This is a genomic window from Singulisphaera chitinilytica, from assembly GCF_049331405.1.
Taxonomy (GTDB): Bacteria; Planctomycetota; Planctomycetia; order Isosphaerales; family Isosphaeraceae; genus PoT.
This window is the reverse complement of sequence record NZ_CP186274.1, coordinates 3,845,365-3,870,386: the sequence shown is the minus strand read 5'-3', so window position 1 is coordinate 3,870,386 and position 25,022 is coordinate 3,845,365. Positions and strand designations below refer to the sequence as shown.

The window sequence follows — 25,022 nt, the reverse complement described above, 5'->3', positions numbered from 1 at the left end:
TTTTTTAGTGAGGATGCGAGTCGATGTCGGAGAGTTATCTCGACCGTTTGTTCGGCCTCAAAGGGCAGGTGGCCGTCGTCATCGGAGGGACCGGGGTCCTGGGCGGGGCGCTGGCGATTGGGCTCGCGAAGGCGGGGGCGTCCGTCGTCGTCTCGGGCCGTGATCCGGAAAAGGGGGCGGCACGCGTCCGCGAGATCGAGGCCGAGGGGGGCAAAGGGGCCTTCTCGCCGGTCGACGTGACCCGCCGCGAGTCGATCGCCGGGTTGCTCGAGCACGTGCTGAAGACCCACGGCCGCGTCGACCTGCTCATCAACGGGGCGGGCGTGAATAACGCGACCCCGTACTTCGAGATCAAGGACGAGGACTGGGATAGGGTCTTCGACAGCAACCTCAAGGCGGTTCACTGGGGCTGCCAGATCTTCGGGAGCCACATGGCAGCGAAGGGGGGCGGGGCGATCCTGAACATCGCGAGCGTCACCGCGCATTTGCCGCTCTCGCGCGTCTTCGCCTACTCGGCGAGCAAGGCGGCGGTCATCAACCTGACGCAGAATGTCGCGAGGGAACTGGCCCCGCTCAAGGTCCGCGTGAATGCACTCTGCCCGGGGTTCTTCCCCGCGGAGCAGAACCGCAAGATCCTCGACGCGACGCGCACCGAGAACATCATGCGGCAGACTCCGATGGCCCGGTTCGGCGAGGCCGACGAGTTGATCGGCGCGACGATCTTGATGCTCGCCCCCGTAGCCGGCAGCTTCATCACGGGTGCGGCGTATTACGTGGACGGTGGTTTCACCGCCATGCGGTTCTGAGTCAGTCCAGGATACGGATTCCCACGCATGTCGACCCGATCCAGTGTGACCGTGAGCCTGGTCCCCGAGGCCCGAGGCGGCCCCTTCGTCTTCTGGGACGACCTCCCGGATGCCTGCCGCCAGGCGAAAGAACTCGGCTTCGATGCCATCGAACTCTTCCCACCCGGACCCGACGCCGTCGACCCCGCCCATCTCCGGAAGTTGCTGGACGAACACGGCCTCGGCCTCGCCGCGGTCGGGACCGGGGCAGGGTGGGTGAAGGGGAAACTCAACCTCGTCCTGCCCGACGCCGGCAACCGCAGCAAGGCCCGCGACTTCATCCGCGCGATCATCGACTTCGCCGGGCCGCTCGGTGCGCCCGCGATCATCGGCTCGATGCAGGGGCGAAGTGGCGGCGACTGGCTCGATCCCGCCACGGCCCGTGGGCACCTGCTCGATGCGCTCCAGGAGTTGGGGGAGCATGCCGAGCAGTACGGCGTCCCCTTGATCTACGAGCCGCTGAACCGCTACGAGACCAACATGGCCAACACCCTGGAGGCGGGGACCGAACTTCTCGGGTCGCTCTCCACCGCGAATGTGGTGCTGCTGGCCGACCTGTTTCACATGAATATCGAGGAGGCAGATAGCGCCGAGGCCCTCAAGAAGGCCGGGAACCGCGTGGGTCACGTCCACTTCGTCGACTCCAACCGTCGGCCCGCCGGGTTCGGTCACATCGACTACCGGCCGATTGTCGCGGCTCTCCAGTCCATCGGATACGATCGCTATATCTCGGCCGAGGCGTTCCCCTACCCCGATTCGGCGGGAGCCGCGAAGTGGACGATCGAGGCTTATCGTGAGTTCTTCACGCAGGCGTGAGCCCACTATCCATCGGCGTGCCCAATACTGGCTCATCGCTGAATCACAACGGAATCAACGCGAGACGAAGTACGATGCTCAAGCACCAATTGATCCATCCCAAGATCAATGAAGTCATCGGCCGGGCGGGTCATCACTCGACGATCCTGATCGCCGACGGCAATTACCCGGCCTGGTCGAAGAAAGGCCCGAATGCCGAGGTCGTCTCGCTGAACCTGATGCCGGGGCTCGTTTCTTGCACGCAGGTCTTGCAGGCGGTGCTCTCCGCCGTGCCGATCGAAGAGATCAACGCGATGATGTACGAGACCACCGGCCAGTACGCGCTGACCGAAGACCCGCCCGTCTGGGATGAGTACCGCGAGGTGATCAAGCAGTCCAAGCTCGACCTCACCCTCAAGCCGATCGAGAAGTGGAGCTTCTATGAGGCCGTCGCCACGGCGGATCACGTCCTGACGATCCAGACCGGCGATCAGCAACGTTTCGCGAACATCCTACTTTCCATCGGCGTTCGAATGGATTGATCCGACATGGCTAACGTGATCGACGCCCATCAACACTTCTGGAAGCTCGACCTGCCGTTCGATTACGGCTGGCTCGACGCTCCCCAGAATGTCGCCATTCGCCGCGACTTCCTGCCCGAGGACCTTGAACCGAGGCTCAAGGTCACGCGGGTGAATCAGAGCATCGTGGTCCAGACGCAGCACAACGTCGAGGAGAACCGCTGGGCTCTCGGCCTGGCCGAGGAGCATCCATTCCTCGCCGGTGTCGTCGGCTGGGTCGACCTGGCGAGCGAGGACTGCGAGCGGCAGTTGCTGGAGTTCAAGGATCACCCCAAGTTCGTCGGAGTGCGGCACGTCACCCACGATGAGCCCGACGATGATTTCATCGTGCGTCCCGAGGTGATGCGAGGCCTGGCGATGCTCGAGAAGCACGCGGTCCCGTTCGACCTGCTCTTTTATGTCAAACACCTGAAGCACGTCCCGAAATTGGCGACGAGCTTCCCCGACCTGCCGATGGTGATCGATCACCTTGCCAAACCCGAGATCAAGGATCACCGGGTCGACAACTGGCTCCCCGACTTCCGCGAGGCGGCCAGGTACGCGAACGTGTACTGCAAGCTCTCGGGGATGGTCACCGAGGCCGACTGGAAGAACTGGACGGCCAACGACCTCAAGCCGTACGTCCAGTCGGCCCTCGACCTGTTCGGGCCCGAGCGACTGATGTTCGGCTCCGACTGGCCGGTCTGCGAGCTTGCCGCGACCTATGAGCAAGTCTACGAGGCTCTCGTCGAGGCCCTGGGCCAACTCTCCGACGCCGAACGCGACCGCATTTTCGGCGGCACGGCGACGGCCTTCTACGGCCTGTCGACCTGAGTTCGGCGGATTCGCTCCGAAAAAAAAGGCGGCGGTGTGATGAGATCCCCCCTGGGGATCTCATCACACCGCCGCCTTTTTTCATTCAATGACATCTTGAGAAAGGCTGGAGTCGTTCCCGATCCAGCCTTTCTCAGGTCATCACTTTGGCTCAGGCAGCAGGAGTGGGCTCGACGCGGGAGGCGAGGCCACGCCGCCAGGCAGCGGCACCGGTGAGGGCCAGCACGCCGAGGATCACGGCGCCGACGACCCCTTGCGAGCCTCCCTCGACGAATCCGTAGCTGTGGAGCCCGACGCCCAGCACGAAGTTCACGCCGTACCAGGCCATGACCACGGAGAGGAAGCAGACGACCGAGGAGAAGACCAGGCCGAAGGTATTGACCCAGCCGGCGAATCGGCCGTGGAGCGGGATCAGGTAGACGAGCAGGGTGATGAGCGCCCAGACTTCCTTCGGATCCCAGCCCCAGAAGCGTCCCCAGGAAGCGTCGGCCCAGACGCCGCCGAGGATCGTGCCCGCGGCGATCAGCAGCACGCCCACCTGCATCGTGCGATAGATGAAGTTGGAGAGCGGCTTGATCTTGGCGGCCGTGGCCTGCATCGCCTGACCTCGCGGGTCGAGCTGCGGGCGGGACGCCGCGGCCCTGGCCCGGATCTCGGCGACGGTCGGCTTGGTCAGGGTGGCGACCGCGCCCCCCTCTTCGCCCACGGTGACCGTCTGGACTGACGTGGCCGGGGGAGCCGTCGCGGCGGCACTCGCGGAGGCCGTGGCACCGGCCATCGCATAAGCCTGGCCGTCGCGGAACATCAGCCGGCTCACCAACTCTCCAAGGCCCGCTCCAATACCGATGATCGAGAGCGACCCGCCCACGCCCGCCAGGGCGGCCGAGACGTAGTAGAGCAACGAAGCACGATCGGCGGGGAGATTGATCCCCATACCACCGAACGACGCGGCGAGGCCGAAGATCCCCACGCCGAGCATCGGCAGGCCGGGCAGGGCCGGGGAGACGACCTCCATGTAGCTCGGCGAGCGGCGATAGGTGGCGGTGAGGTAGTAGAAGGTCGCGATGAGCCCGAGCATCATGGCCAGGGCGAATGCAGCGTAGCTGGAGACCTCGGTCAGCACGTGGATCGTCAGCCAGTAGTTGCTCCGCAGAACCGGCTGCAGGGCATGGATGCCGGGATCGAGCAGGGGCACGTTCGCGGCAAGGACCGTGCCGAGCAGCGCGGCACCGGCCCCGGCGAGGGCGGCGAAGGTCTTGCGATAGATCAACTCGAAGACGAGCCCAAGGACCGCCGCGACGAGGGAAACCCAGATCACGGTCTCATACATATTCGTGACAGGTGCCCAGCCCGAGATCTGTACCCGGAGCGTGAATCCGACGATTTCGAGGGCAATACCCACGAGCAACCCGGCGAGGCCGAGGAAGTAGACCGCCGTGCCGAGCAAGGCCACGGCCGATCCCTTGCGAGTCGAGACGAAGCCCAGGCTGACTGCGAGCAAGGCGACGGCGATGCCATAACCGGCGGGAGCCTTGAAGAACGGGTTAGAGGCGTTGAAATAGGCCTCGCGATCCATGTCTTTCGCGGTCGGATACTGGACCTTGTTCACTTCCTGACCGAGCGTCCTGGCGGCGGCGACGAGCGCATCGGCCTTGGCCTTGTCGACATTGCCGGGCTTCGCCTCCTCGGCCTTATCGAAACCTTGGATCGCGGCCAGGAAATCAGCGAAAGCCTTGGGAGGATAACCGGCCTTCTCGAGCTCCTCGGCCTTGGTCGAGATCAAGGCGATGAGCGGCACCCAGGAGGAATGAGTCACGAGCCAGGCGGAGAAGGCCTTGTCGAATTCCGGCTTCTCGCCGGGCATGGCTCGTTCGTCACTCGGGATGTCATTCTCATAACGCATGAGGACTTCGACAGAATCCAGCTCGAGCGGCGAGAGCGATTCACTCCCCTGAGTCTGGGCCTTCTTGAGGGCCGAGGCGCAGTACGCGAGGTAGGCCGCGTTCGTCGGCCGGGGCATGACGAGCAGCGGCTCGATCTTCTTCACGGTCCGATCGCGGTGAGCCTGATAAGTAACCAGCTTCTCAGCGACCTCGATCGCCCGCTTCTCGATGTCGTCGAGCGGCGAAGCGCTGCCGGACTTCTCGGCCGCGTTCTTTCGCTGCATCAACTCCTGGATCCAGCCCATGAAAGGATGCCGATCGCCATGAAGGCTGATCTCGGCGGTCTCGAGCTCGCGAGGGGTGAGCCACTTGTGCGACTCGACGAGCTTGTTCGCCAGCGACTCGATCGCCTCGTGGTCGGCCTTGTTGAGCTTCGCCGAGTTCAGGAGGCGATTGAGGGCCTGCGAGGTAATGTCCTTGCTCGAGGCCACGGACTTGATCAGGTCACGGGCGGCGGGGGTCAGCTCGGGCCGCTCCATGGCGGCCTTCAGCCTCGCCTGGATCACGTCCGCCAGGATCAACTGCTTGAGGGGCACGTATTCCACGAGGATGAACGACTGATCGTCCCAGAACTCGGGGCGGGCGGACCAGTCGACATAGGCGCCGACGGGGCCCCAGGTCGCCACAGCCTTGTTGCTATCGTCGTGCAGCGTGATCGTTTCGCGCCCAAAGAGGAGCTTGACGACCTGCCTCGCCAGCGTGTCGAGGGGCTTCTTGCGGCCCGAGTTGAGGATCGGCAACTTGGCCACGGATTCGTAGGCCGAGCCCTCGCCGAACTTCGGCGGCTTGTCCGCTTCAGCCCCGACGGCGGGGACACAAATCGACCATGCCAGCGGCAGGCCGAGGAGGAGCCACCCGAATCGTTTCATATCAATCTCCGGGCTCGGGGAGCCTTTGCAGGGTCGATCTTGGCGTCTGGAAACGAAGCCCGCCGGGGCCGAACTTGGGTCAAAGGATGTCTTCCGACTCGTTGACGTAGGTGACGTCGGTCGTGGGAGTGTCGCCGGCGCCGCTGACGCCCGGCGAAATCTTCCGCGCCTTCGCCTCCGATCTCGCCTTCTCGCGCTTGCCACCGTCGGAGAAGAGGCCCGCCCTCATGTAGAACTGGACGAACGCGCCCAAAACGATGAGGATGCAGCCCGCATATTTCGTGGGTCGGCCCGGGTCCGTGGCCACCTGGAAAACGGAGGCGAACCGGCCGGTATCGGCATCCGTGGTCGGGTCCTTCTCGCGGTTGTAGCTCGCCTGATAGAACGTGTAGCCGCGATGAGTCAGCGGCACATTCATCGAAATCGTATGTTTTTGATCCTTGATGCCGGCGAGCTCGTCGGTGAGCCGCACCTGACTCGTGTAGGCCGAGGGCTGTTCGGTCCCCGGGTCGAACTCGACCTTGAAGTCGTCGAGCTTCACGGAGAAGCCGAGCGGTTTGTGGTCGAAGTCATAAAGGACGTCATATGTCCCCGAGGGGAAAGTCAGCCGTCGGGTCCCACCTTCGGGGAAGCGTTGGAGCCAGAAGTCCTTGGTGGTCGGCTTGCCGTCCGAATCCTTGACGGTCATCTCGACCTGAGTCGCCGGGACCGCGCGATCGAGCTGTGACTTGGGCAGGTTCAGGGCCTCGTAAGTCCTCTCCTCGCGGCCGGAGGTGAGGTATTCGTCGACGACGAAGCTCAGTGTCATGGGGAGCTTGTCATTGCCGCCGAAGGCCAGAACTTCCTTGCCCACCTCGATTCGGGATGGAGGATTCCTGAGCTGCCCAAAGCCGTTATCACCACGGCCGAAGACGCGGTAGTAGAGCGAGCCGTCCGGCGTGCCCATGACCTCGATCAGGCCGAAGCGACCGTTGGTCTTCGGATTCACCTCGGGCGGCACGAAGTAGTTGATCCCGACCAGGGGCTTCGGATTCGGGTCATCTTCGCGTGGGATCACGTTGGGTCCCATTGGCAACAGGCCCCATGCGTGGTGCATGACCGGGGTGCCTGCCCCCTTCTGGATCCGGAAATTTGCGACCGTCAGCGTGGCCTCGCCGAGAACTCCTTCCATGCCCATGCGATCGATGGGGAGCTCGGCATTGCCCTCATAGGTGATCTTGAGGTCGCTATCGGGGAGCGAGACCGACTTCGACTTCTGATCCTGGAGCTTCCAGTCGTAATTCCGATTCTTGCCCGCATTGTCCTGGTAGTGGAAGCGGGCGACTCCCTCGCTGCCGGCGTCCTTGGGAGGATTCAGGAAGTCCTCGACGAGCTCAGGTCGATCGACATAAAGGAAGGCGAACTGAGCGGGGCCCGCCCTACGGCCGAACCGGAAGAACTTGCTGAACGTCGTCCGATCCATGCGGCTTGTTGGAACGAACCAGGCCTCATCATCATCCTTGAAGACATCGATGGGCGAGACGGCCTTCGGCGGCTTGGCCTTGGGGCTGATCTTGATCATCGGGATGCCGGCGCGGTCGGGCACGTGCTTGATGACGAGCTGCGAGGACGGCAGATACGACTTCACGCGGAGGGTGAACGGGTCGCCGGCGGAGGAGACAAGCTCCCCCTCGGCCGCATCCTTGCCGCGACCGCCCGTCAGAGTCGAGTAGGCCGAGCCGAAGACGCTGAGGGGCTTGGGGCTCCCGGGGCCCCAGGCGAAATTCCCAGGCTGGAAGGGAAGCTTGTACTCGTCGTTCGTCGGCTCTTGCGTGCTCGGGTCGATGGGCAAGACGCGGAACATCGGGTGGCTTGACCGGAGGAGTTCCTTCTTGCTCTCCCCCTCCATCATGCTCACGAGCCCCTCGTCGGCCGTCTTGAGGCTCTGGAACGAGCCCGCCAGGAGGATGAGCAGGCCGGCATGCGTGATCAGGAAGCCGATTTGACGCCGCTTCCACGGATATCGAATCAGGGCCGCGCAGAGGATGTTGGTCCCCAGGAATGCCAGCAAGAGCGCGAAGCCGCGAGTCTGGTAGATCCATTCCTGGACCGCACTCATACCGTACCACGACTCGAAGAAGGTCGCGTACGCCAGGACGGCGGAAAGGCCGGCAAGGCAGATGACCGCAAGCTTCAAGGATGCGAGGAATCGATAGATCGCGTCGAGGACCTTCAACAGGCCGCGGAGGAACGACCGTTTTTCGGTGGGGGAGTCTGAGGAGGGTCTGGGGGCAGGGGACGGATTCTTCTTCGTCGCGGTCGCCATAGATTATGCACCTAGCGGGGTGGGATCGCACGCATAAGGTGGGACCGAGGGGGCGGGTCAATCGATCCAAATGTCGCGCCATGCCGCCGCGACTTCATTGTAGTCTCATGCGAGGCCGAGAGCCAGATGCACGGGCTGGCAGGAAGGACGGCTCGGAGACTCAATCGGTACATCGAAGGCCACTCGTGGACCCTCGTCATCTATTCTTAGCGAATCTCACACGTTTGGCAATTCCGAAACGCTTCCAGTTTTGAATTTTTGTTTAACAAAAGCCATCCTCGAAACTAATGTCGCGAGGTGGGACGGAAAGGGGAACTGTCGAATCAGCCGCGGGAGTAGGGGAAGGTGCTGTCCCAGATTCGATCGAGTTCGTGGAGGGCGTCGTCGATCGGTGCCGCATGCAGCTTCGACTGAGAGTCGCGTTTGACCAGGCCGAGCCGAATGAGCTTGCTGAGGGCGTCAGCGACGTCGAAGTTGACTTCGACCCCCATCCTCTCGCGGATGAACTGCTCGATCTCGAGGTCGGCCTCGTGCATCGTCAGGGGCTTACCGTGGACCGTCGCCCGCCAGAGGAAGAAATAGGCGAGCATCGCCTCCTTGTAGTCCTCGTCCTCGGCCGAGTCGACCAGGCGTGTCAGGACGCTCGCGTTGTTCGCCAGGCTCAGGTAATACAGCCTGCGGATCATCTCGTTGAGGTGACGCTGCTTCGCACGCTGGAACCCGAAAAAGGAATTCACCCCGGCGCTGATGGGCGCGATCAGGACGCCGCCGAGGGCGAAGGTCGTCAACGTCAACGAGGCGAAGAGCAGCTTGAAGAGGAGGGTGGGGAGGCCGATGACGAGCGGCGAGGCGATCTGCGCCTTGTCGATCAAGCGCATCCGAACCTTGGTCCCCTGTTCGGGGAGGTGCATCTCCATATCGACGTGCGGGACGTCCTTGAACATCCGCAGGTAGAGCACGTCGGAACGGACGTAAGGCCCGAGTCGCAATCCGGGGCGGAACTTCAGGGCGATGACCATACGCTGATAGGCGTCGAGCCGGGCTGTCCGCTTCTTGAACCTGGTCTTCATCGAGCGCAGGTCGCGCGAGACCCGGGTGTAGCCCCGGACATAAACCCGGAGATGCTCGAAAAGCGTGAAGTCGGGAACATACGTCAGGCCCATCTCGTTGGGCGCCGAGACGGCCTTCTTGATGATGTCGATATCGAGGGGGCTGTAGTTGGCCCTGACCATCGTCTGTTCGAACGGGATCAGGAATTCCTCGTCCGAGAGCTCGTGGGCCTCGCGAGTGTGCTCGTTGAGCGTGACGTATTCCGAGTCGGGATCGAGCGGGGCGTAGAGTTCCTTGAGCTCGTGGAGCCTGTCGTAATACTCGCTGTGGAAGGTCGCGCCGAGGATCTTGCCGAACGCCTCGAGTTTCTCCCGCTCATAGGGCGTCAGGCCCGGCTCGGCCAGGAGCAAACGGGTGAGGTCCCCCTGCCGGATCGGCAGAGCGTGCTCTCGGTTGTCGTACCCGGAGAGATGGAATGCAAACTCCTCCTCGCGAGCCAGTTCCTCCGGCGAGGGGACTTGAAGCGCCTCATTGGCCGGGACGTCGTCTTCGGGGACCGCCGGGACCGATTCAGGATTTGCCATGGGCGGTAGCTCGAATCTCCGGGTCGGACCCTAGGCCGTCTTGACAGCTCGGTGCCTGATCAAAGGACACAAAAGTGTCCGTCTCACGCCTGCACATCGCGCTTGCCGTATTCTTGGAAGATTATACACAAACGGAACCACACCGGACGACACTCGCCCCGGCGCAGCCACTTTCGAGAGCCCGGACGTTCGAGTACCATGCCTCGCAAGAGTCACTTCGGATCGTGAGGGGTCCGGAGTTCGCTCCAACTTGGGATCGTGGCTAGTTCACACTCGCTTGAGGATTACCATCGTGTTGTTCGCCAATCGCTTCCGGATGCGACCGGAGACGTGCGTTCTCGGCGCCCTGGCGCTCGTGCTCGGGCTCGGCTGGGTCTCACGCGAAATCGCGTTCGCCCAGGAAAAGGCGAAGGAGGTCGCCTCCGGGACCTTCCTCCTGAGCCAGGTGAAGCCCGCCGATCAGGTCGAGAAGGGGGAGTTGGTCGGCCGTAATGGCGTCTACATCGCCGGAGACACGCCCGGCAGCTCCAAGTTCGCGACCGGCCGCTACGAGCTCATGCCGGGCAAGAGCCCGCATCCGCCGCATGTCCACCCCGAAGAAGAAGTGATGGTCATCGAGAGCGGCGAAGGGGAGATCCTCTGCGACGGCAAGACGACCAAGATCGGGCCGGGCTCCGTGATGTTCACCACCCCGAACGTCGAGCACGGGATCAACAACACCGGCGACAAGCCGATCGTCTTCTACTACATCAAGTGGGCGACGAAGGACGCGAAGTAACGTTTCGATTTCGCGACACCGGTGCGAAACAAAAGCGGCGTCCGTCGCGCTCGAAGGTGCGACGGACGCCGCCTTGTTTTGGCCTTTGCCCGGCGGGATCAGAACTTCAGGAGGTCATCCATGCGACGGACGACATCCTTGAGGTTCGCGAGGTCGCCCTTGGGGACCTCGGCGGTGATCCACCCCTTGTAATCGACATCGATCAACGCCTGACGGACGTCGGCCCAGTCGATCTCACCTTCGCCGAGCTTATAACCGAAGCGCTTTTCCTTCTTGTATTCCTTGATGTGGATCTTGAGGATCCGCTTGCCCAGCTCCCGGATCCACTCCTGGGGATAGCCGAACTCGACGACGTTTCCCACATCGAAGTAGGCGCCGACCCAGGGGCTCTCGAACTCGTCGATGTAGCGGGCGAACTCGACGGGGCTGAGGAGGAACTTGTTCCAGACCTCCTCGATGGCGATCTTGATCCCATGCCGCTCGGCGTCGGGCAGGAGCTTGCGGATGTTCTCCTGCGAACGCTTGTAGGCCTCTCGATACGAGACCTGCTTGTTGACCACGGCCGGGACCACCAGCACGGTCGTGCCGCCGTAGGCCTTGCAGTCCTCGAATTCCTTGCGGATCGCGGCGAGGCCTCGCTCGACGACGGCCGGATTCGGGTCGGAGAGCGTGTCCTGCCAGTGCCTCGAGCCGCTGACGCCGTGGATGACGATACCCGTCTTGTCCCGAGCCTTCAGGACCTCATCCAGATCCAGCTTGTTGGGGCTGAGGAGTTCCACCCCCTGGAACCCGGCCTCCTTGAGCGTCTCGAACTCGGGGAGGATCGGGCCCTCGCTGAAGCCGAGCATGTAGGCCTTTTTCCAGGCGCTCGAGCCTTCCGCCGCGCGAGAGGTCGGCAGGCCGGTCGCGAGGCTTGCCGCCATGGCGGTGCCGGCGCTCTTCAGGAACGTTCTTCGGTCGATCATGATCCGAGAGGCTCCGAGGTGATGACTTCGGATGGAGGCGGCCCCGAAGGGTTCGGGGGCCGCCTCGTGGATAGGGAGGGAGTGACTTGGGGTCGGCCAAGCCGGTGGGTGTTGTTGGTTCTCAGCCGGCCAGCTCGGCGAGCTTGGCGTCGAGCAGTTCGCCGACGAGGGCGGGGTCCGCCTTGCCGCCGGTCTGCTTCATGACCTGGCCTCGCAGGAAGCCCTTCACGGCGTCGGGCTTCTTCTTGCCCCCCTTGAGATCCTCGAGGGCCTTGGGGTTGGACGCGAGGGCCGCGTCGATTGCCGCGACCAGGGCGTCGCGGTCGGAGACCATGCCGTAGCCCCCCGCCGCGATGACGGCGTCGATCGAGTCGCCCGACTCGATCACCTTGGCGAGGACTTCACGCCCCTGGTTGGTGTTGAGTTCCTTGCGCTTGACGCGATTGATGAGATCGGCCAGGCCGTCGGGGCCGACGGGGAACTCGGCCAGGGTGATTTTCTTCTCCTTGACGGTCCGCAAGACGTCCTGCTGGATCCAGTTGCTCGCCAGCTTGTACTCGCCGGTGGCCTTGGCAACCTGGTCGTAATAGTCGGAGACGTCCTGGCCTTGCTCCACCAGCACGTTGGCGTCATAGGGGGAGAGGCCGAAGTCGGCCTCGAATCGTTTGCGACGGGCGCCGGGGAGTTCGCCGATGGAGGCACGGACCCGCTCGATCCAGGCCTCGTCGACGACGACCGGGACGAGGTCGGGCTCGGGGAAGTAGCGATAGTCGGCCGCCGTTTCCTTCTCGCGCTGCTTCTTCGTCTCGCCGGTGGCGTCATTCCAGCCGCGGGTTTCCTTAGGCGCGTCCTTGATGGTCTTGCCGTCTTCAAGCCACTGGCGGTACTGGCGATCGGCCTCGAAATTGATGGCACGCTCGACCGACCGGAAGCTGTTCAGATTCTTGATCTCAACGATCGGCGTGGCGATCGTCTTGCCATCCTTCTCGATGTGGATGTTGACGTTCGCATCGCAACGGAGGCTCCCTTCCTGCATTTCGCAGTCGGAGACGCCGAGGTAACGGAGCGTCAATCGCAGCTCTTCGAGGCAGACACGGGCATCCTGAGCGCTACGGATCTCCGGCTCGCTGACGATCTCGAGCAGGGGGATCCCAGCGCGGTTTAGATCGACCTCGGAGAAGTTGCCCGAGCCGTGAGTGAGCTTGCCCGTGTCCTCCTCGAGGTGGACGCGGGTCAGCCGGCACCTGGTCCCACCTGTGCCATCCTTCTGCAAGGGGATGTCGAGCCAGCCGTGCTGGCTGAACGGGAGGTCGTACTGGCTGATCTGATAGTTCTTGGGCAGGTCGGGGTAATAGTAGTTCTTCCTGTCCCACTTCGTGAACGGTGTGATCTCGGCCCCGAGTGCGACGGCCGTCTTGAGCGCCAGCTCGAACGCCTTGCCGTTCATCACGGGCAGGGTGCCCGGGAGGCCGAGGGAGACGGGGTCGGTCTGGGTGTTGGGCGGCAGGCCGAAGTCGGTCCCGCACGACGAGAACATCTTGCTCTCGGTGAGGAGCTGTACGTGGACTTCCAGGCCGATGATGATCGTGTAGCTCATGAACCGTGCGTCCCGTGGGTGCCATCGACCGAGTTGGGCCGACGCAGGTGCCAATCCGTCGCCCGCTCGAAGACGCGTGCGGTGCGGAGCAGGTTTTCCTCGGCAAAAGCAGGCGCCAGAATTTGCAGACCGATGGGCAGGCCCCCCTTGGTCAAGCCGCAAGGGATGCTCAGCCCCGGGATCCCCGCCAGGTTGGCGGTGATCGTGTAGATGTCGGACAGGTACATGGCCAGGGGGTCGGCCGTACGCTCGCCGAACTTGAACGCCGGCGTCGGGGAGGTCGGCCCGATCAGGACGTCGACCTCGTTGAAGGCGGCGTCGAAGTCGTTGCGGATCAGGCGGCGGACCTTGAGGGCCTGGTTGTAGTACTGGTCGGCGTAGCCAGCGGAGAGGGCGAACGTCCCCAGCATGATCCGCCGTTTCACCTCGGCCCCGAATCCTTCGGCGCGGCTGGCCATCATCATCAGGATGAGAGGGTGTATCTTATCCTCGCCCGGATACTTGGGCTTGAAATCTTCAGCCCGATGGCCGTAGATCGTGCTGTCGTAGCGGGCCAGGTTGCTGGAGCACTCCGCCGGCGCCACGAGGTAGTACGCGGGCACTCCATACTTCGAGTGCGGCAGCGAGACTTCCTTGATGGTCGCCCCAGCCTGCTCGTAGACGCGGATCGCCTCGCGGATGGAGGTCTCGACCTCGGGGTCGAGCCCCTCGCCGAAGAACTCACGGACGAGGCCGATCCGCAGGCTCTTGGGCGGCGTGTCGAGCGTCCCCACGTAGTCGGGGATCGGCTGGTCGACGCTCGTGGCGTCGCGGGGGTCGCGGCCCGAGATGACCTGGAGGAGCAGGGCGGCGTCGGCCAGGTCGTGCGTGAAGGGGCCGATCTGGTCGAGTGAGCTGGCGAAGGCGATCAGGCCATAGCGGCTGACGCGGCCATACGTCGGCTTCAGGCCCACGATGCCGCAGACAGCAGCGGGCTGGCGGATCGAGCCGCCTGTGTCTGAACCGAGCGAGAGAGGCGCGAGGTCGGCGGCGACGGCGGCGGCCGAACCACCCGAGGAGCCGCCCGGGATGCGTTCCTCGTCCCAGGGGTTCCGGGTCGGGCCGTAGGCGCTGTTCTCGGTCGACGAGCCCATCGCGAACTCGTCCATGTTCGTCTTGCCGAACAGGATCGCGCCCGCGTCGCGGAGCTTGGTGATGACGGTGGCATCATATGGCGGCTTGAACTTCGCCAGCATCTTGCTGCCGCAGGTCGTCAACTCGTTCTCGACGCAGAGCACGTCCTTGATGGCGACGGGGACGCCGGCGAGCGGGCCGAGGGGGGCGCCGGCCTTGCGCTTGGTGTCGATAGCCCTCGCCTGATCGAGGATCTTCTCGGGGTCGAGGTGTACGAAGACGTTGAGCCGCTCCAGCTCCTTGGCGCGGCCGAGGTAGCCGCTAACGACCTCTTCGGAGGTCACGCTCCCCGCCTTCAACTGGGCGAGCAATCCCGTGGCGGTCGTGCGAGTCAAATCCATCAGCGTTCGTTCCCAGTTTCCCGAGGCGTGGACATCGTGTTGGCAGTTTGATCAGTCGAGCACGGCCGGAACCAGGAAGCTCTCGGCATTCCGCTTGGGCGCGTTGGCCAGCGCGGCTTCCCGGGGCAAGGACTCCCCGCGCTTGTCCTCGCGGAAGACGTTGCGAACCTCGACGCCGTGTGCGAGAGGCTCGACGTCCTTGGTGTCGAGTTCCTGGAGCTGAGCGACGAACTCGACGATCGTGTTGAGCTGGCCGGTGAACTGCTGCAGCTCTTCCGGACTGAGTCGAAGCCGGGCCAGAATGGCCACCTTCGCGACATCCTCATTCAACAGCGACATGAGCCTGTGCGTCCTCTCAGCTTTCGCATCCCGATCAAGGGAGCGCATTCGGCGCGACCCGTTGGCCTGGGGTCGGCCCTGTTCCCGCGAAACGAACCATCCCAAGCGACGTCACGCCTCGAACGATGATCCGAGACTGCGGCGACCTGGGAGGGGAGGGTGCGGGAGTCAAACGATCTCCTGACGCATCGCGATCCGACGCGAGGAGATCTCCCGAACACGAAGTGCCGCCAGTCTGACAGATCGCAGCCGATCGTTCAAGGTTCGCGAATCCGGGGTTTCATCCCCCTTTGACGATGGGCTCCCCGTCGTTCTAAGATCGTGCGACGCGATAATCGCATCGCGCCGAGATTCTCCACTTTGATCCAACCATTGATTTCAGGACGGGCGTCGACATGATCCAAGGTCCGGTGGCGATTATCCTGGCGGCCGGCCACGGTAAGCGGATGAAGTCGGATAAGGCGAAGGTGCTGCACGAGGTCTGCGGCCGGCCGATGATCCGCTACGTCGTGGACGCCGCGTTCGGCGCCGGGGCCAAGACGGCGATCGTCGTGGTTGGCTATGGGGCGGATCAGGTCCGCAGTTGCCTCGAAGGGACGCCCGACGTCCACTTCGCCACGCAAGTCCAGCAACTCGGCACCGGCGACGCCGTCAGGGCGTGCCAGCCCCTGCTCGAAGGCTACAGCGGCCCCGCCCTCGTCCTCGTCGGAGACGAGCCCCTCATCAGGCCGGAACCTCTATCCGACCTCCTCCAACGTCACAAGCAGGACAAGGCCGCGTGCCTCCTCGGCACGGCGATCGTCCCCGATCCGACCGGCTTCGGCCGGATCCTCCGCGACTCGGCCGGGCGATTCCTCCGGATCGTCGAGGAGCGCGACTGCAACCCCGAGGAGCGCAAGATCACCGAGGTCAACCCGAGCTGCTACGTCTTCGAACTCCCCAGCCTCTGGGACGCTCTCGACAAGCTCGACACCCGCAATGCCCAGGGGGAATACTACCTCACCGACGCCCCCCAGTGGCTCGAGTCGATGAATCGCAAGGTCGTGGCGCTCCCGGTCCTCGAGCCCGACGACATCCTCGGTGTCAACACGCGTCAGCATCTTTCGCAGGCTCATGCGATTATGCAGGCGAGGATCCAGGATCGGCTGATGACCGATGGGGTGAGCATCGTCGACCCCCGCAACACGTACATCGACGGCCGGGCATCCATCGGCCAGGACACGGTGATCCTGCCGTTCACGGTCATCACCGGCGACGTGAAGATCGGCTCGAACTGCCGGATCGGACCGTTCGCCCACATCCGCCCCGGCACGGAGTTGGAGTCGGGCGTTGAGGTCGGGGCGTTCGTGGAGGTGAACCGCTCGCACATGGAGACCGGGGCGACGGCCCGTCACCTGGCGTACCTGGGGGATGCGCACCTCGGCGCGAACGTGAACGTGGGGGCCACGGCCGTCACCGCGAACTTCGACGGCAAGAACAAGAGCCGGACGGTCATCGGCCCGGGGACCATGGTCGGCTCGGGTGCCGTGCTCGTGGCGCCCGTTAACATCGGGGCCAATGTGACCATCGGCGCCAACGCGGTCGTGACGCGAGGCCAGGAAGTGCCCGATGGGACGACCGTGGTTGGAGTTCCTGCCAGGAGCTTGCCGAAGAATCCAGGGGTCTGACCTGGGTGGAAGGTCGGTGCCGGCCCATCTCTCAAGCCGTTCGGAGCTCTCCGTGGTCTGGCACTGGCCCGCCTGTCTCGAGGGGTGTCTCAGAACGGCTGGCGAGGTGACCGGTGTATCGACGCGAGGTAACTTGCGGGGTTCCAGAGTGCGAGAAGGCGGCGGCCTACAAGGTGGCGGCCCCCTGGCGAATCGGCGGGTTCAATGAGCTGAAGAGCTACGGGCTAGCCTGCGGCGATCATATCGCCGACGTCTATCGGGAGGCGATCGAGCGGGCGAAGGACCACCCGCTCTCGCACCAGGAGAGCGTCGGCGAGATCGGGATTTACGGATTCTCTCCCGGCAAGCACGACCGCGAGCTCGTCCGCCAGCCGCCGCTGGAGTCGAGCCCGCACGGTTGATGATGGTTGTCGCGACGGATCAGCTATTGAGCGTGTGATACGTCTGGATGTATCGCTCATAAAGCTCATCATAAACCGCGGCATTGGCCGGATTCGGCTCGACGAGGCGTTCGATCGTGACCATCGAGCGGGCCGCCTCGTCGAAGTCCCCATACCAACCGGCCGCGAGCGAGGCGGCGATCGCCGCGCCGAGCGCGGTGGATTCTTTCTCGCGGGTCAAGGTAATCGGCCGCTTGAGCACGTCGGCGTGGATCTGGAGCCAGAGGGCGGACTTCACTCCCCCTCCGCCCAGGAAGACGCGCTCGATCTCCAGGCCATGCTGCGAGCCGTCCTCGAGAATGTGCCGGGTCCCGCAGGAGGTGGCTTCATAAAGAGCCCGGAAAAGGTGCCCTGGGCCGTGGGCCAACGAGAGCCCGGCGATCAGGCCACGGGCCTTCGGGTTCTTGTAGGGCGAGCGATTACCCTGCCAGTCATCCCGTATGACGAGCCCGTCGGATCCCGGCGGCACGGCGCTCGCCTGCTCGTCAAGGACCTGATAGATGTGCACGCCTCGACGCTCGGCCTCGATCTGTTCGCGACCGGCGAAGTGCCGACGGTACCAGTCGAGGATCGAACCCGTGGCCGTCTGTCCGGCTTCGAGGGTGTAGAGGCCCTCGACGGTGGCGTCGGGATAGCAACCGGCCCAGCCCGAGCCGAAGACCCCGCGGCTCGATTGCGCGAGGTGGCAGGTGCTCGATCCGACGATGACGGCGACATCCCCCGCACCCGTCGCCCCCAGGCCGATCATCCCGAGATAGGCGTCGATACCGCCTTGCGCGACCGGGGTGCCCGGGTTGAGCCCCAACTCCTCGGACGCGGCTCGACTTAGCTTGCCCTCGCCGCGTCCCAGCGGGACGATCTCCTTGGGCCACTTGGTCGGCAGGTCATCGAGGCCAACATTGGCCATCAGGTCGAGCGGCCAGCCGCCATCGGGGCGGGCGTAATTCCACTTCACGGCGACGTGGTTCAGGGAAAGGGTCCACTCGCCCGTCAACCGGTGCATCATCCAGTCGGTGCATTCGACGATGCGGGCGGCCTGACGATAAATGTCACGCTCGTGCCGCTTCAGCCACAGGGCCTTGGGAAGCATCCACTCGGGAGAGACCTTGCCTGAGACGTAGCGGAGGCACTTGTCCCCGGTCGCGCTAATCTCGTCGGCCTCGTGGAAGGAACGCTGATCCATCCAGAGCAGGGCCTTGCGGAGGGGCTTACCCTCGTTATCAGAGGCGAGCACGGTGCAGGCGGTGCAGTCGAGGCCTATCCCGACAATCTGGTCGCGACCGATCTTCCCCGACTCGAGCGCCTGGCCGACGGCGATCCGGGCGGCCGACCACCACTGATACGGATCCTGCTCGGCCCAGGTCGGTCTGGGATAGGTCGTCTCGATCGGCGAGACGCCGAAGGCCACCGTATTGCCCTGGGGATCGACGATGGCGGCGCGGAGGCTTTGGGTTCCGACGTCGAGACCGAGCACGTAGGATGTCGCCGACACGAGAGGCCTCCGAAACCGACGTTGTTCGCTGGATATCTCGCCCCTGAATCGAGTATGAACAGGCAGGGGCAAGAAAGGCCGGGAAGCTCGGCAAGACGTCGCCGAGTGCGGTAAGCCACGTCCCCCCGAGGAAGTCAGAACACTTTACGACTATCGAGCAGGAGAGTCACGGGGCCGTCGTTCACCAACTCGACTTTCATCATGGCCCGGAATTGCCCGGTCGCCACCTCAAGTCCCAGGGCACGAACCCGATCCGCAAAGTAGAGATAGAGGCGCTCGGCCTCGGCTGGGTCGGCGGCCTCGATGAAGCTGGGGCGTCGCCCCGTCCGACAATCCCCCAGCAGCGTGAATTGGCTGACGACGAGGACACCGCCACCAATATCGGTGGCGCTCAGATTCATCTTCTCCTGGTCGTCCTCGAAGGCGCGGAGGTTGACGACCTTCTCGGCCAGGCGCTCTGCGTCCGCCTCTACGTCCCCCTTGGCGACGCCGAGGAGGACGAGCCAGCCTTTCCCGATCTCGCCCACGCGTCGGCCATCGACATCGACCGAAGCTCGCGTCACTCGCTGCAGAACGGCCCGCATTCGCCTCTCCCCATCCACGAATTCCGTCGGTTCCAGGGCTTCACTATAGCGAGGCGAAGCCGCCAAGTCGCCTCGCCCGGATTTATGACGGATTGTCTGGCTGAATTTGGAGTTGGGTGGTAGGCTGCGTAATACGGGCGGGTTCAGGGCCGGCCTGGAGTTCGATGCGACGGGTGGGCGCGGGAGGCGCAAAGACGCGTGTCGAGGCACGTTCGGCTCAGGGTCGGGGTTATCGGGCTAGGGCGGCTCTGGGAGGCTCGGCACAAGCCTGCACTGCTGCGGATGCGGGACCAGTTCCACATCACCGCGGTCTACGACCAGGTCCTCCGACGCGCGGAGATCGAGGCCGCGCAGCTCGGCTGCGTCGCCGTCGAAGGGGTGACGGCCCTCATCAAGCGTTCCGATGTCGATGTCGTCTACCTGTTGACCCCCCAGTGGTTCGGGCTGCACCCCATCGAGATCGCCTGTCAGTTCGGCAAACCGGTCTACTGCGCCCTGCCGCTCGCCAACGACCTCGATGACCTCGAACGCTATACCAGTCTCATCCGCTCGAGCGGGATCCCGTTCATGCCCGAGTTCGCCCGCCGGTTCTATCCGGCGACGCTCCGTCTACGAGAGCTGCTCGCGACGACACTGGGCTCACCCCGTTTGATCCTGGGCCATAACCGACTCTTCGGCTTCGACCGCTATGGCCAGCCGGGCCCAACGACCCAGATCGCACCGGCGCCGCTCATGATCGATCCCGGGAGCTATTTGCTCGACTGGTGCTGCTTCCTCTTGCAGTCGCAACCAACATCCGTACAAGGATTTGCAAATACCGCGATGGTCGACTCCGGGGAGCGTGGCGGCGGTCCCGATTTCGAGAGTTTCAACGCGGATTTCAGTGACGGGACGCTTGTTCAAATTTCGTATGGCCGCTATCATCGAGCGGCCTGGGGCGAAGCCAGCCGATTCCTCCCCCAACCCGGATTTCAGGTTTTCGCCGAGCGTGGTGCCGCCTGGCTCGAACCTCCCGAACGAATTCAATGGTCCGACGCCCAGGGTGCCCACGAAGAGAAACTGCCTCTGGAACCGACGGTAGGAGAGGTCCTGAGCGACCAGTTTCATCGTCTCGTCCGCGGGGGACAATCGCTTGCCCCGACTATCGACGATGCACTCGCCATCGCCTATCGGGTAAATGACCTCCGACGGAGCCAGGTTGAAGGCAGGAAGATCCTCTGCAGCTAGCAATCAGCCACCATTGATTATCGCATCTCAGGGAGGAGTTGCTATGAATCACGACCTCGCGGCCGGCGCAAGCCTGCCCGCTGCAACCACAACCTCCGGCACTCCGAAATGGTGCTGGTTGGCCGTGATCGCGGCGGGGGCGATCGGCCTCGGCCTGATGGCCGACTCGGTGTGGACCAGCTCGGCAACCTACGACGAAGTCACCTATCTCGAAATCTCGACGCGTTGGTGGCGTACGGGCGACCAGGCCTTGATTTCGCGGATGGGCTCGCCCCTCCTCTTCTGGAAGCTCCAGCAGGCCCCGGTCCTCTGGATTCTCGACCAAACCAATCACGGGAACTGGATCGACCAGCCCGTGAAATACCAGGAGCAGATGCTCCCCTGGCTCCGGCTCGGATGCCTCTGGATCTGGGCCGTGGCCCTCGCCCTCATCGTGATCTGGAGCCGTGCACTTTACGGGCCGAGGGCGATGGCCTTCGCGGCCCTGATATTCGCATTCAGTCCGACGCTCCTGGGTCATGCTGCGCTCGTCACGATGGAGATCCCCATCATGGCGGCGACCACCGGCATGTTCTTCCTCTTCTGGAAATTCCTCCAGACCGACGATCGCCGCTATTTCTGGGCGACAGCCGTGGTGGGAGGGTTGGCCTGGTCGCTCAAGTATACCGCGGTCTTGATCCCGCCGATGCTGGCCGCGGTCTGGGTGCTGGACTCCTGGCGCCGGGGCGATCGCAAAATGCTGCAAATGGCCCAGGATCTGGGGGCTGAGATGCTCGCCTTCCTGGCCATCATGGGCCTATCCAACCTCGTGCTGACCCAGTTCGCCCTCCTGCCGATGAGCCAGACGAAGGACTCGCATCCCGGGATCGATCAGAGAGTGCCTGAGATTGTCCGCAACATGGTCGAGCGTGCCGTGGAAGTGCCGATCCCGCAAGAGATCGTCGGCTTCGCCAACCAGGTCCTGCAGCAGCGCAGCGGAGGCCTGAGCTACCTCTTCGGCGAGCGCCGGGGGATGGGCTGGTGGTATTACTACTTTGTGGCGATCGCCGTGAAGTTGCCCCTGACCTTCTTCGCCCTGATCCTGGGCCGCACGATCCTGAGCCGGCAGATCAAGTCGTCGGGACGCGACTCGATGCTGCTCGTGGTCATGGCGCTGTTCCTGTTCGTCACGGCCATCGCATCCTCGCGGAATTTCGGGATTCGCTACCTCTTCCCGATTTCACCGCTTGCGATTATCTGGGTCTCAGGCCTCGCCGAGAGTTCCCGGATCGAATCGAGGTCTGTGCGCCGGTGCACGATGGGACTTGCCGTATTAGGCTTGATGGGGCAGGTAATGGCCGTCGCCTCGGTCCATCCGCATGAGATCACGTATTTCAACGAGATCGCTGGGGGACCAGTTGGTGGGCGGAAAGTCCTGGCCGACTCGAACCTGGACTGGGGCCAAGGCCTGAAGTCCCTGACCCGCCTCCAGCAGGCCCGCCCCGAACTCAAGGATATGACCCTGTTCTACTTCGGGAATATTGACCCGCGGAATTACGGGGTCGCAGGGAAATGCCTCCTCCTGACGGCACTCGAGAATCCTCCCGAACTCCCGCCAACTCTGAGCGTGAACACCCCCTATGTCGCCATATCCGCCTCACTCGAGTGGGGACCATGGGGACCGGAGAATTACTTCAGCAAGCTGCGTGCCCGAGAACCTTTGCTCATGACGGATGATCATACGATCGCCATCTATCGCAAAGAGGATCTCGAGGACCACAACCTGAGCGTCCGGGCTAATTGATCGAGCTCAGAGCTCAGTAGATATCCAGCCCGCGCGAGAGGCGATCCTCGAGGCTGTCGGCCGCCTCGGCGATCCGACGCACGATTGACATCGGGTCGAACGCCGCGATGGTGTCGGATGCGAGGTTCTGGATCACCACGAAGTATTCTTCGCCGCGCAGGACCTTGATGGCGAAGTGCCACTCGACGCTTCGAGCGTTGTGCTTGAGCAGGATCCGGGCATCGCGATCATTGGCCGGCCCGCAGACGGAAACGAGCGAGAGGATGGAGCGTCCTTCTCGGTCCGTGCTGGCGTGCCCCAGGTACACCGCCTGCTTGCGATCGAGTTGGAGCGGAACCACGATTCGCCAGCCGTGGCTCGAAGGCCCCGCCTCGTAGCCGGACCTCGCGACGATCTCGCGGATGATCCGGGTGACGTCGGGATCGGCGGGCTCGGGAGCCTCGTACGGGCCGAGGGCATCGCTCCCCGCGTCGACATCCGGCATGGCGGCCCCAAGCGGGAGCCCGCAGACCACGCAGAATCGGCTCGAGATGTGGTTGCCCGTGGCGCAACGGGCGCAGGCGAAGGTCGAGGACGGCATCGGTCGAGGTCTCCCTCGTCAGGGGCCAGGGCGCGAATGCCTGCAATCCAGCCTTCGCGCCCGGAGGCCCTGTGGAGGAATGGTTAGTCCAGCGTCTTGATGCGGACGTTGCGGAATCGGACGATCGACTTGTCGTCGTGGTTCTGGAGGCCGACGTAGCCCTTCACACCCCTCGAACCTTTATACGTATTGATAACTTCGCCGTTCAGGGAGATCGTGTACTCCTGCCCCTTCACGGTGATCTCATACGTATTCCACTCGCCCGCTGGCTTGGTGGGCGGGGTCTTGTCCGTGGCCTTGAAGCTGTAGATCGAGCCGGTCCGGTGCTCGGGATCCGCGTCCTGGCAGATCTGGATCTCATAGCCGGCGTGGACCGCGTCCCAGGGGTCCTTCGGCGGATTCGGGAACCGGACGAAGACGCCCGAATTGTTCGACGGCGCGGTCAGTTTGTATTCGAGCCGGAGGGTGAAGTCGCCGAAGGTCTGCTTCGAGAACCAGAGGAGGCCCATACCCCCTTCGGTCACGAGCACGCCATCGGCCTCCTCTTTGATCGAGCCCGGCCCGACCATCGACCAGCCCTGCTTGAGGGGATCGCCGTGGGAGTAGAGAGCGGTGAAACCCTTCTCGACCTCGGGCTTGTCGGGTGCGGCCCCGACGAACGCCAATGATGCCGATGCCAATGCGAGAAGCGCGGTGAATCGTCCCGAGAACATCGCTGCGAACTCCTGAAGCAATGTGATCACATGATTTTGCGAGCTATCGCGAGGAATACGCTTACTCGGCGGTCATCGAGGCGATAGCCGCGTCGAAGCCTTCGCGGGCTTCGACGACGGTCTTGTCGGGGCCGATAAGGCGCAGGAAGTAGCTGGTCCCGTTGGCCGAGACGATGGCGCCAAGGAGGTGGTAGTTCGGCTTGTCGTTGAGGTCCGAACTGCCCGGGAAGACGGGGGCGACGTAGCGACCCGATGACTCAAGCCTGGTGACTTCGACGTTCTTCCCCTTGACCGTCTTCGTCTCAATCTTGGCGGTCTTGCCGTCTGCGTCCTTGAACCAGGCCTGCCAACGCTTGATGTTGGCGTCGAGGCCGCCACCGGCGCCGTTGATCGCCGTCACGACGAGCTCGGCCGAATCTTCATCGCCCTTGGCCGGGGCGATTTTCAACTGGGCGCGACGCATGGCGTTGCTGGGCTTGCTCGACTTCCAGGCGGCTGGGGCCTCGAATTTCAGGCCGCCGGCGTCGACGGTCTGGGTCGGGGCGTCGGCCCCGAGGGCCGTCAGCGCGACGGCGAAAATCCCGAGGGCGAAGGTGCGGATCGTGCTCTGGCTATTGAGGGACATGAGACTTCCTCTCCGGGTCGGTCGGTGTCGACGCAATGGGGAACCGCGAGTGTTGCTTGCGGCCGTCGCGAGGCGAGACTACGATGCGGGCGTCGGACCTTGACTCGTCGATCGATGACTTCGCCTTGCGGAGAATGACGCCGTGAGCTACCCCCGCCTACTTGGAATCGCACTCTGCGTTTTGATCGCCTCGGCCGACCCCGCCTGGGCCCAGAAGAAGGCGGCGCCCGGGGCGGCCAAGGTCTTACTCCTCACGGGGGGTGCCCGCAATCATCATGGTTACCGCGACCAGGCATTTTACCTGGCAAGTGCCCTCGAAGATACCAACCATTACGAAGTCACGATCGTCGAGGACGGGGCCATCCTGGAAAGCCCCGCACTCGCCAAGTACGACATGATCATCGTCAACGCCGACCGCCGCGACGACGAATTCAAATTCACCAAATCCCAGCAGCAAGCCCTTCTCGCATTCATCAAGTCAGGACATGGCTACATCTCAATCCACGGGGCCGACAACGCCGCCAAGGACTGGCTCCCCGAGTGGCGGGAAATGCTGGGAGGCGTCTTCTCCCACGTCGGCCTCCCCGACTCGAAGACGCAGAAGGGCACCTTCCACATCAAGATCGTTAAGAGCGACGACCCGATCGCGCAAGGCGTGACCGATTTCGACGTCAAGGATGAGCTCTATTATTTCCTGCAGATGGTCCCCGGGGTCGAGCCGATCGCCACGACCGAGTTCAAGGGACAAACCTGGCCCGTCGCCTGGGCCCGAACCTATGGCACGGGCCGGGTTTTCCACACCCCGCTCGGCCACCGCGACTTCGGACCTGGCAAGGACGATCCCCTGCATAACCCGAGCCTTCTCAAGCTCCTAATCCAGGGGATCGACTGGGTCGCCGCCGGCAAGGCTCCGGCCGGCAAGTGATTCTCGGG

22 protein-coding genes are annotated in these 25,022 nt (G+C 63.7%); 10 read left to right on the top strand and 12 right to left on the bottom strand.

Going from position 1 to position 25,022, the window contains the following annotated elements:
- Window positions 1-23 precede the first annotated feature (23 nt).
- The 4 genes from ACOYYX_RS15585 (at window position 24) to ACOYYX_RS15570 (ending at window position 3,034) form a co-directional block, all read left to right on the top strand.
- Window positions 24-806 (top strand): SDR family NAD(P)-dependent oxidoreductase, encoded by a 783-nt coding sequence (locus ACOYYX_RS15585; RefSeq protein ID WP_422930832.1) that lies wholly within the window; start codon window positions 24-26, stop codon window positions 804-806.
- A gap of 27 nt (window positions 807-833) precedes the next feature.
- Complete coding sequence (locus tag ACOYYX_RS15580) at window positions 834-1,661, top strand: TIM barrel protein (RefSeq protein WP_422930831.1); 828 nt, start codon at window positions 834-836, stop codon at window positions 1,659-1,661.
- 74 nt (window positions 1,662-1,735) lie between these two features.
- On the top strand, window positions 1,736-2,182 hold the full coding sequence (locus tag ACOYYX_RS15575) for an RbsD/FucU family protein (protein WP_422930830.1): 447 nt from the start codon (window positions 1,736-1,738) through the stop codon (window positions 2,180-2,182).
- A 6-nt stretch (window positions 2,183-2,188) separates the two neighbouring features.
- Window positions 2,189-3,034 carry an amidohydrolase family protein gene (locus ACOYYX_RS15570; protein WP_422930829.1) on the top strand — a complete coding sequence of 282 codons (846 nt, stop codon included), beginning with the start codon at window positions 2,189-2,191 and terminating at the stop codon, window positions 3,032-3,034.
- 151 nt (window positions 3,035-3,185) lie between these two features.
- On the opposite strand, the gene ACOYYX_RS15565 is transcribed toward ACOYYX_RS15570, so the two are convergent.
- The 3 genes from ACOYYX_RS15565 to ACOYYX_RS15555 form a co-directional block, all read right to left on the bottom strand.
- Window positions 3,186-5,846: a cytochrome c biogenesis protein gene (locus ACOYYX_RS15565; RefSeq protein ID WP_422930828.1), complete on the bottom strand. Its 2,661-nt coding sequence runs from the start codon at window positions 5,844-5,846 to the stop codon at window positions 3,186-3,188.
- Window positions 5,847-5,925: 79 nt separating this feature from the next.
- Window positions 5,926-8,151 (bottom strand): cytochrome c biogenesis protein ResB, encoded by a 2,226-nt coding sequence (locus ACOYYX_RS15560; protein ID WP_422930827.1) that lies wholly within the window; start codon window positions 8,149-8,151, stop codon window positions 5,926-5,928.
- Window positions 8,152-8,474: 323 nt separating this feature from the next.
- Window positions 8,475-9,785, bottom strand: a complete 1,311-nt coding sequence (locus tag ACOYYX_RS15555; RefSeq protein ID WP_422930826.1) for a DUF3754 domain-containing protein — start codon at window positions 9,783-9,785, stop codon at window positions 8,475-8,477.
- A 292-nt stretch (window positions 9,786-10,077) separates the two neighbouring features.
- Here ACOYYX_RS15555 and ACOYYX_RS15550 point away from each other — a divergent pair, with 292 nt between their 5' ends.
- A complete protein-coding gene (locus ACOYYX_RS15550; protein WP_422930825.1) occupies window positions 10,078-10,563 on the top strand; it encodes a cupin domain-containing protein in 486 nt (161 codons plus the stop codon).
- Between the two features lie 98 nt (window positions 10,564-10,661).
- Here the strand turns inward: ACOYYX_RS15550 and ACOYYX_RS15545 are convergent, their stop codons facing one another.
- The 4 genes from ACOYYX_RS15545 to gatC all read right to left on the bottom strand — a co-directional run bounded on the left by ACOYYX_RS15545 (window position 10,662) and on the right by gatC (window position 14,978).
- The gene (locus tag ACOYYX_RS15545; RefSeq protein WP_422930824.1) at window positions 10,662-11,528 is read right to left on the bottom strand and encodes a TIM barrel protein; all 867 of its coding nucleotides are present in this window, start codon (window positions 11,526-11,528) and stop codon (window positions 10,662-10,664) included.
- A 121-nt stretch (window positions 11,529-11,649) separates the two neighbouring features.
- The gene (gene gatB, locus ACOYYX_RS15540; protein ID WP_422930823.1) at window positions 11,650-13,125 is read right to left on the bottom strand and encodes an Asp-tRNA(Asn)/Glu-tRNA(Gln) amidotransferase subunit GatB; all 1,476 of its coding nucleotides are present in this window, start codon (window positions 13,123-13,125) and stop codon (window positions 11,650-11,652) included.
- Window positions 13,122-14,639 carry an Asp-tRNA(Asn)/Glu-tRNA(Gln) amidotransferase subunit GatA gene (gatA, locus tag ACOYYX_RS15535; RefSeq protein WP_422930822.1) on the bottom strand — a complete coding sequence of 506 codons (1,518 nt, stop codon included), beginning with the start codon at window positions 14,637-14,639 and terminating at the stop codon, window positions 13,122-13,124. The genes gatB and gatA overlap by 4 nt, the downstream gene beginning before the upstream one ends.
- A gap of 51 nt (window positions 14,640-14,690) precedes the next feature.
- A complete protein-coding gene (gatC, locus tag ACOYYX_RS15530) occupies window positions 14,691-14,978 on the bottom strand; it encodes an Asp-tRNA(Asn)/Glu-tRNA(Gln) amidotransferase subunit GatC (RefSeq protein WP_422930821.1) in 288 nt (95 codons plus the stop codon).
- Window positions 14,979-15,373: 395 nt separating this feature from the next.
- Between gatC and ACOYYX_RS15525 the strand changes: the two genes are divergently transcribed.
- Both ACOYYX_RS15525 and ACOYYX_RS15520 read left to right on the top strand, forming a co-directional pair.
- Window positions 15,374-16,645 carry a bifunctional UDP-N-acetylglucosamine diphosphorylase/glucosamine-1-phosphate N-acetyltransferase GlmU gene (locus tag ACOYYX_RS15525; RefSeq protein ID WP_422930820.1) on the top strand — a complete coding sequence of 424 codons (1,272 nt, stop codon included), beginning with the start codon at window positions 15,374-15,376 and terminating at the stop codon, window positions 16,643-16,645.
- Between the two features lie 113 nt (window positions 16,646-16,758).
- Window positions 16,759-17,046, top strand: coding sequence for a hypothetical protein (locus ACOYYX_RS15520; protein WP_422930819.1), 288 nt, complete (start codon window positions 16,759-16,761; stop codon window positions 17,044-17,046).
- Between the two features lie 19 nt (window positions 17,047-17,065).
- Here ACOYYX_RS15520 and ACOYYX_RS15515 read toward each other — a convergent pair whose 3' ends face one another.
- Window positions 17,066-18,577 (bottom strand): FGGY-family carbohydrate kinase, encoded by a 1,512-nt coding sequence (locus ACOYYX_RS15515; protein ID WP_422930818.1) that lies wholly within the window; start codon window positions 18,575-18,577, stop codon window positions 17,066-17,068.
- Between the two features lie 134 nt (window positions 18,578-18,711).
- Window positions 18,712-19,161, bottom strand: coding sequence for a D-aminoacyl-tRNA deacylase (gene dtd, locus ACOYYX_RS15510; protein WP_422930817.1), 450 nt, complete (start codon window positions 19,159-19,161; stop codon window positions 18,712-18,714).
- Between the two features lie 198 nt (window positions 19,162-19,359).
- Here dtd and ACOYYX_RS15505 point away from each other — a divergent pair, with 198 nt between their 5' ends.
- Together ACOYYX_RS15505 and ACOYYX_RS15500 are read left to right on the top strand one after the other, a co-directional pair.
- The gene (locus ACOYYX_RS15505) at window positions 19,360-20,388 is read left to right on the top strand and encodes a Gfo/Idh/MocA family protein (protein ID WP_422930816.1); all 1,029 of its coding nucleotides are present in this window, start codon (window positions 19,360-19,362) and stop codon (window positions 20,386-20,388) included.
- 43 nt (window positions 20,389-20,431) lie between these two features.
- A complete protein-coding gene (locus ACOYYX_RS15500; protein ID WP_422930815.1) occupies window positions 20,432-22,171 on the top strand; it encodes an ArnT family glycosyltransferase in 1,740 nt (579 codons plus the stop codon).
- A 13-nt stretch (window positions 22,172-22,184) separates the two neighbouring features.
- Here the strand turns inward: ACOYYX_RS15500 and ACOYYX_RS15495 are convergent, their stop codons facing one another.
- From ACOYYX_RS15495 to ACOYYX_RS15485, 3 genes are all read right to left on the bottom strand, one after another.
- Window positions 22,185-22,751, bottom strand: a complete 567-nt coding sequence (locus tag ACOYYX_RS15495) for a hypothetical protein (protein WP_422930814.1) — start codon at window positions 22,749-22,751, stop codon at window positions 22,185-22,187.
- Between the two features lie 83 nt (window positions 22,752-22,834).
- Window positions 22,835-23,464 carry a 3-keto-disaccharide hydrolase gene (locus tag ACOYYX_RS15490; RefSeq protein WP_422930813.1) on the bottom strand — a complete coding sequence of 210 codons (630 nt, stop codon included), beginning with the start codon at window positions 23,462-23,464 and terminating at the stop codon, window positions 22,835-22,837.
- Window positions 23,465-23,525: 61 nt separating this feature from the next.
- Window positions 23,526-24,089 (bottom strand): hypothetical protein, encoded by a 564-nt coding sequence (locus ACOYYX_RS15485; RefSeq protein ID WP_422930812.1) that lies wholly within the window; start codon window positions 24,087-24,089, stop codon window positions 23,526-23,528.
- A gap of 142 nt (window positions 24,090-24,231) precedes the next feature.
- Between ACOYYX_RS15485 and ACOYYX_RS15480 the strand changes: the two genes are divergently transcribed.
- Window positions 24,232-25,014: a ThuA domain-containing protein gene (locus ACOYYX_RS15480; protein WP_422930811.1), complete on the top strand. Its 783-nt coding sequence runs from the start codon at window positions 24,232-24,234 to the stop codon at window positions 25,012-25,014.
- Window positions 25,015-25,022: the final 8 nt, after the last annotated feature.